This window comes from Actinomycetes bacterium (assembly GCA_036510875.1).
Classification (GTDB): domain Bacteria; phylum Actinomycetota; class Actinomycetes; order Prado026; family Prado026; genus DATCDE01.
In genome coordinates, this window is the sequence record DATCDE010000342.1 from 1 (window position 1) to 2022 (window position 2022).

At 65.6% G+C, this 2022-nt stretch carries 2 protein-coding genes; one reads left to right on the plus strand and one right to left on the minus strand.

The features are described from left to right. The first annotated feature begins 259 nt into the window (after positions 1-259). Positions 260-1228: a hypothetical protein gene (locus VIM19_19505; GenBank protein ID HEY5187030.1), complete on the plus strand. Its 969-nt coding sequence runs from the start codon at positions 260-262 to the stop codon at positions 1226-1228. 67 nt (positions 1229-1295) lie between these two features. Here VIM19_19505 and VIM19_19510 read toward each other — a convergent pair whose 3' ends face one another. Continuing rightward, positions 1296-1703, minus strand: a complete 408-nt coding sequence (locus VIM19_19510; protein HEY5187031.1) for a hypothetical protein — start codon at positions 1701-1703, stop codon at positions 1296-1298. Positions 1704-2022: the final 319 nt, after the last annotated feature.

The following is a 2022-nucleotide window of genomic DNA, read 5'->3' on the forward strand; positions in this document are numbered from 1 at the left end:
CCGCCGCACGCGGCGCCGACCGCAGACCAACACGTGGAAAGGCCGGGTAGACCAGCGGCTCAGCCATGCACGGCCACAGTGGCCACCGATCAACACAGATCAAGATTCGCGCAGCCACCGAGTCCACGGATCGAGGCTTAGATCCCGACCTGGACGACGCGGGGGTCGAACGCCCCTACTGCGGCGCGGTCCGCAGCCGATATGCCAGGTCTCGGACCACCTGAGTCCATCTGGCCCGACCGTCCGAGAGGATGACGAGGTGCCCCTCAAACCGTTGTTCTCCACTTACCAGCAGGGGGAGAACCGGGTCACCGCCTCGACCCTGGCCGTCCTGCAACGACTGGGTCTGCATCTGACCGAGCGGATCCTCGGCGGCCTGCTCGGGGAGGCCGACCTCACCCTGGTCAGGTTCATCCCGCTCCCGGCAACCCACGGACCGGGCAATCCGGATGGTGAAATCTCCGCCCAGTTCAGGTTCCTCTTTGAGGTCAAGACCACCCCCGGCGCGCTGGACTCGGCTCACGCCGCCGCCCTCAAGATCGCCTACCTTGACAAACTGGGTGGCGACCCGAACGGGCGACTGATCGTCTTGACACCGGACCTGGCTTGCCCGGGCACTCTGAGTGACCTGGACGATCAGCGGGTGGTCTGGGTCAACTTCGTCGCCCTCGCTGAGACTCTGGGTGCGGTGCTATCTGACGATCGCGAACCAGCGAGCGAGCACGAGCGGTACCTGATCCGGGAACTACTGGCCCTGTTCGAAGCCGACGGCCTCCTCGATGATCGGGACACCGTGGTGGTGGCAGCCCGGACCGCGTACGGCTTCTATCTGACGTACGGGGCGTACGTGTGCCAACCGGACCGCCCCATGCGCCAGGTCGCACGGATGGCCTTCTACACGGGCAAGCAGATCAAGCCCGAAGTGCCCACGATCCTGGGCCACCGCCACAGCGTCGTGTTCGACGAGACAGCCGCCGCCACCCTCGCCCAGTCGGCGCACGGGATCGACCAGGAGATCGGCCGACTGATCGCACGCTGCCTGACGGATGGCACGCACACGCCTGGAGATGTCCACGACGTGTACCTGCTCACACCCGCCGACGCTGCCGAAACCCTGCTTCTCCGGCAGCCCGTAGACCATCTGGGATCGTTCGCGTTCACGATGGGCGAGCGCTACGTCCGCAGTGCCCAACTGGCCACGGCGACGACAACCGACCAGTTGAAGTAGGCAGAGGGTCGAAGCGTTCGCGCCACCGCACCTCGAGTCCTGACACCGGCTCCGTGTTGAGGGTCGTCTACTTCTTCGGGGTTCCCCGCGTGGCCAGCGAGTGGTCCGCGCTGCGCACGACGTTGCGGATGAAGTTGTACTGCGTTGTGACGAGCCTGTCGGCCATGTCCTGGGCGGCGTCAATGATGGTCTCGCGCCGTGACGGGCGTTCGCCGAGCGCGGGAAGCACCTCGTCGACGGTGTCGACGAACTTCCGCACCGCCTCGATCGCCGCTCGCTGTCCGGCCTCGACCGCCTTGAGGACCTCCTCGGAAAACTCCGCTGTCTTGTCAACCGGGCTCTTCTGCTCGGCTGGCGTGATCTTTTCAGCTGGCTTGGGCGTGCGAGCCGCCCGTGCCGGTGACTTCTTCGCGGCTGTTGGCTTGGTGGTGCGAGCCGCCGGTGCAGGTGCCTTCTTCGCCGTGGTCTGAGCCATGATCGTCCTCCTTGAGAGGCTTCGTGCCAACGCCTGGATGGGTGGGTTTCGCACTCAGAACCCGGCCACCCACTCAGGGAAGGATCACACCCCTCGACCCAGTGACGACAGAGCACAAAGCCCTCGTCGTGCTCGTGGTAGACCCCAGCGCCCCATCGAGCCACAAAAGAGCCGCTGGCCTGAGTTCCGCAGCTAAGTGATCTTGTGGGCATGGATCAGGCCGTTGACCTGCGGTTTTGGGTGCGCGTGGGTGCGAGGTGTAGTGCCTACAAGCCGATGATCCGGGCGCGGGGTCAGCCGGCGGTGTCGATCTGGAGGA